Annotated in this window: 5 protein-coding genes; 3 read left to right on the top strand and 2 right to left on the bottom strand. The window is 54.8% G+C overall.

Annotated features, from left to right (window positions below):
• Together RTK32_RS19240 and yebS are read right to left on the bottom strand one after the other, a co-directional pair.
• A partial coding sequence (locus tag RTK32_RS19240) for an MlaD family protein (RefSeq protein ID WP_312046809.1) occupies positions 1-892 on the bottom strand: 892 nt, incomplete at its 3' end.
• A complete protein-coding gene (gene yebS, locus RTK32_RS19235; protein WP_312046808.1) occupies positions 861-2,105 on the bottom strand; it encodes a membrane integrity lipid transport subunit YebS in 1,245 nt (414 codons plus the stop codon). The genes yebS and RTK32_RS19240, both read right to left, overlap by 32 nt.
• A gap of 198 nt (positions 2,106-2,303) precedes the next feature.
• On the opposite strand from yebS, the gene RTK32_RS19230 reads away from it, so the two are divergent.
• The 3 genes from RTK32_RS19230 to RTK32_RS19220 form a co-directional block, all read left to right on the top strand.
• On the top strand, positions 2,304-2,804 hold the full coding sequence (locus tag RTK32_RS19230; RefSeq protein WP_312046806.1) for a GAF domain-containing protein: 501 nt from the start codon (positions 2,304-2,306) through the stop codon (positions 2,802-2,804).
• Positions 2,805-2,900: 96 nt separating this feature from the next.
• Positions 2,901-3,581: an RNA chaperone ProQ gene (gene proQ / locus RTK32_RS19225; RefSeq protein WP_312046804.1), complete on the top strand. Its 681-nt coding sequence runs from the start codon at positions 2,901-2,903 to the stop codon at positions 3,579-3,581.
• A 19-nt stretch (positions 3,582-3,600) separates the two neighbouring features.
• Positions 3,601-4,557: PDZ domain-containing protein (locus RTK32_RS19220; RefSeq protein ID WP_312046803.1), on the top strand; the 957-nt coding region annotated here is incomplete at its 3' end.

Here is a 4,557-nt window from a genome sequence, read left to right as displayed (position 1 = left end):
TACTACCCGCCTTCAGGTTTATCCCGCCGGGCGGGTCAAGCGTGATAATGACGCCACGATGACTGTGCGCCAAATCCGGGTAAAGTTGATAGTTGTCCTCGCTTTTTGCCTGCGCGGAGTCGGTTGGCGAGTCGAAAGCAATCGCGCCATTAACCAGCGCCGCCAGACTTTCCAGCTGCACTTTGGCACCGCTTAAGCCGACATCGGCCTTGACGCCAGAGACGTTCCAGAAGCGGCTCTCTTTTTTCACCAGGTTGGTGAAGCGGCGCTCAATCAGCACATCGACGGTGACGCCCTGATTGCCTGGATTGATGCTGTAATCGTAGACGCGGCCAACCGGGATTTTACGGAAGTAGACCAGCGAGCCGGTATTCAGCGAGCTTAAATCTGTGGCGTGAAGATGGATCATCATCTCGCCCGTGTTCATGCGATATTTTGGCTGCGTATCGAGCGCCACAAAATGATCCTGCGGCTTGCCTTTGCCCGGCATCATGCCGATATAGTTGCCGCCCACCAGCGCATCCAGGCCTGAAACACCCGCCAGCGAAGCTTTCGGCGTCACCAGCCAGAACTGTGTTTGATCGCGCAGCGCGTCCTTCATATCACTCTTGATGCTGGCCTTGATCTTAATCGTGCGCAGATCGTCGGTCATGCTGATGCCCTGCACCAGGCCCACTTCCACCCCCTGATAGCGTACCGGCGTGCGGCCAGGAACAATGCCGTCAGCGGTGACAAAATCGATCGTGACCGTGGTGCCGCGCTCCTGGTAATTGTTCCAGACGAGCCAGCCTGCTATCAGCAGCGCAATCAAAGGCAGCAGCCAGAACGGCGAAATTTTGCGGCGGCTTTTCACGCGTGCGCTAGTCGGTGTAGTCGGCGTTTCCTGTTGCATGTGCATCCCAAAGTAAACGGCTATCCAGCCACTCAACGGCGAGGATAGTAAGAATGACCGCTGAGCCAAAATAGAAGGCAGCCGGTCCCATAGTAAAAGCCAGAAGCTGGTCGCGATTCACCAGCGACATGGTTAAAGAGATAACAAACAGGTCCAGCATAGACCAGCGTCCGACCCAGGTAACCACCCGCAGCAGACGAACACGTGTTTTCAGGCCCTGCTCACATTTAAAATGAATGCTGAGCAGCAGCGTCAGCAGTACGACAACCTTGGTAAAAGGCACCAAAATACTCGCAATAAATACCACAATCGCCACCGGAATATTGCCAGAAGCGAGTGAAAGGATCCCCGAAAGAATCGTATCCTGCTGGCGTGCGCCATTGAGATAAATAACGGAAATCGGCAGCAGATTGGCCGGGATCAATAAGACGATCGCGGAAATCAACGCCGCCCAGGATTTTTGCAGGCTGTGACGGCGACGCAGGCGCAGCGGCGTGTGGCAGCGCGGGCAGCGGCCCCGTTCGTCAGCCAGCCCGGTATGGTGGCAGTTCAGGCATACGCGCAGCTGTTCGGGCGCAACGTTCGGCTGCGGCTGCGGGTAAAAGCGATGCCACAACTGCTCGACATTCATATGGATTATCGTCACCAGGCTCAGCGCCGCCAGCGAGAGAAAAGCCAGCAGGCCGACGCCGGGATTGATATCCGCATAATCCTTTACCTTGATAGAGGCGACGGCGATACCGACCAGGTAGATATCCAGCATCACCCATTCTTTCAGGCGGTCGAGCATCAACAGTACCGGTCGCAGGTTTAAGCCCAGCCGCTCACCGAAAAAAAGCCAGCCAATGGAGGCCACCAGCGTGGCGGGCGCACCGATAGTGCAAAACGCGACCATGGCAGCGGTAATCACGTTGCCCTGCTGCGCCATCTGGACAATACCTTCCAGCAGGCTGGCGCGGATCGTGGTCCCCAGCAGACGAATAGTTAGCAACGGTTCGCTAAAAGCAAAAGGTATCAGTAACAGCATTGTTACAGCCATGGCGGCCAGCCGGGTCATCGACCAGTCGCGCCCGTTCAGGATCCGCGCATTGCAGCGCGGGCAGTGCGCCGACTGATTTGATTTCACATCCGGTAAGGAAAAAAGGGTATCGCATTGCGGACAACGCTGATAACGTGCCTGAGGCAAAATATGGCTGATAGCGTATATTTTCACGAATTATCCGGATTTGCAGGGTACGGTCAGGCAACATCGCTCCGGCGAACCACTCTTACGTTTGCTTTTAAAGCTTCAGACTAACAAGGGTATATTAACTAACGGAATCATTCACCTTGTCCGTCTGGACATTTAATGCTTATTTTATCAGGCGAAGTCATTCCGGACTTCGTGACAAGTTTTAATAATGGTTAAAAAATGACTAAAAAAGAATTTTACTCGGATCTCAATCGTGACTTACGCGCGCTTATCGCTGGCGAAACCAGCTTTCTGGCGGCGATGGGTAACTGCAGCGCGCTGCTGTTCGAGCGTCTGGAAGGCGTCAACTGGGCCGGGTTTTATCTGCTGACGGAAGAGAAGACCCTGGTGCTGGGACCGTTTCAGGGCAAAATCGCCTGCGTACGCATTCCGGTAGGACGCGGCGTCTGCGGCACGGCGGTGGCGGAAAGCGCCGTACAGCGCGTGGATGATGTACATGCTTTTCCCGGCCATATCGCCTGTGACGCGGCCAGCAATGCCGAAATCGTGTTGCCGCTGGTGGTCAATGGCGAGACGATTGGCGTGCTGGATATCGACAGCGTGGAATATCATCGCTTCGATCAGGAAGACGAAACAGGGCTGATCGCGCTGGTTGACGGGCTTTGTGAAGTACTGGCCGGTACGGACGTGGAAAAATTTATTCACATGAAACGCAGCTAAAGTGCTGGATCACGTAGCATTTGCTGATGGTGTCATTATAATGACGCCTGTTCATGCCTGCGCTGGTTGGCAAACCCGTTGTAATCAGGAAATTTCATGGAAAATCAACCCAAGTTGAATAGCAGTAAAGAAGTCATCGCCTTTCTGGCGGAGCGGTTCCCACAGTGCTTCAGTGCTGAAGGCGAAGCGCGACCGCTTAAAATCGGCATCTTTCAGGATTTAGTCGACCGCGTACAGGGCGAAATGGGCCTGAGTAAAACTCAGCTTCGTTCCGCGCTGCGCCTTTATACCTCCAGCTGGCGTTATTTATACGGCATCAAAGCAGGAGCCACCCGTGTTGACCTGGATGGCAACGCCTGCGGCGTGCTGGACGAGCAGCATGTGGAACATGCCCGTAAGCAGCTTGAAGAAGCTAAAGCGCGCGTTCAGGCGCAGCGCGAGCAGCAGCAGGCGAAAAAACGTGAAGCAGGTGAAGAAGCTGCCCCGCGTCGTCCACGCAAGCCGGTTCGTAAACCTTCTGCTGAAGGCGAGCAGCCTCGGGCCGCACGCAGCAAACCGCAGCGTAATCCTGGCCGCGCGCCTTCCGCAGAACGCCAACCACAACGCACGACACCCGTTACGGATACCGCAGCATTGCAGGTGGGTCAAAACATCAAAGTCACGGCAGGCAAAAGTGCGATGGATGCAACCATTCTTGAAATTACAAAAGATGGCGTCCGGGTACAGCTGGCTTCCGGCCTGGCAATGATAGTGCGCGCAGAACACTTGCAGTTCTGATACGGAGGCCAATCAGGGCATGAACAACTTTTTTAAAACCACCGTTATTGCTGCACTGCTGTTTACCGGACATGTTTTCGCTGCCGATGCTATTACTCGCGCCGATCAAATTCCGCAACTTCATCAGGAAGCGCAGCACGCGACCGTTAGCGAGCGTGTGACATCGCGCTTTACGCGTTCTCACTATCGCCAGTTCGACCTGGATAAAGATTTCTCCGCGAAAATTTTCGCCCGCTATCTGAATCTGCTGGATTACAACCACAATGTGCTGCTGGCTTCCGACGTGGCGCAGTACGACACCAAAAAATCCACGCTGGGCGACGAACTCAAATCGGGCCAGCTGGACGTTTTTTATGATTTATACAATCTGGCGCAGAAGCGCCGTTTCGAGCGCTACCAATATGCGCTGACGGTACTGAACAAGCCGATGAATTTTAGCGGTCACGATACGATTGATATCGACCGCAGCAAGGCGCCGTGGCCGCAAACCACCGCCGAGCTGAACCAGCTTTGGGATGCCAAAGTTAAATATGACGAGCTGAGCCTTAAGCTGACGGGCAAAGAGGAAAAGGAGATCCGCGAGGTTCTCACCAAGCGCTATCAGTTTGCTATCCGCCGTCTGGCACAGAGCAACAGCGAGGACGTCTTCCAGTTGGCGATGACCTCGTTCGCGCGTGAAATCGATCCGCATACCAGCTACCTCTCGCCGCGTAACACCGATCAGTTCAACACGGAAATGAGCCTGTCGCTGGAAGGCATTGGCGCCGTGCTGCAAATGGATGATGACTATACCGTGATCAATTCCATGGTTGCGGGCGGCCCGGCAGCTAAAAGCAAATCCATTACCGTTGGCGATCGTATTGTCGGTGTCGGCCAGCCGGGTAAACCCGTTCAGGATGTGATCGGCTGGCGTCTGGATGACGTCGTGGCGCAGATTAAAGGTCCGAAAGGCAGCAAAGTGCGCCTTGAGATCCTG

This window comes from Erwinia sp., assembly GCF_031978025.1.
GTDB lineage: Bacteria > Pseudomonadota > Gammaproteobacteria > Enterobacterales > Enterobacteriaceae > Erwinia.
This window is presented reverse-complemented; position numbering and strand designations above follow the sequence as displayed.

Excerpts from the sequence above, each read along its gene's own strand:
- proQ (WP_312046804.1), top strand. The coding sequence starts at position 2,901 with ATGGAAAATCAACCCAAGTTGAATAGCAGTAAAGAAGTCATCGCCTTT.
- RTK32_RS19230 (WP_312046806.1), top strand. The coding sequence starts at position 2,304 with ATGACTAAAAAAGAATTTTACTCGGATCTCAATCGTGACTTACGCGCG.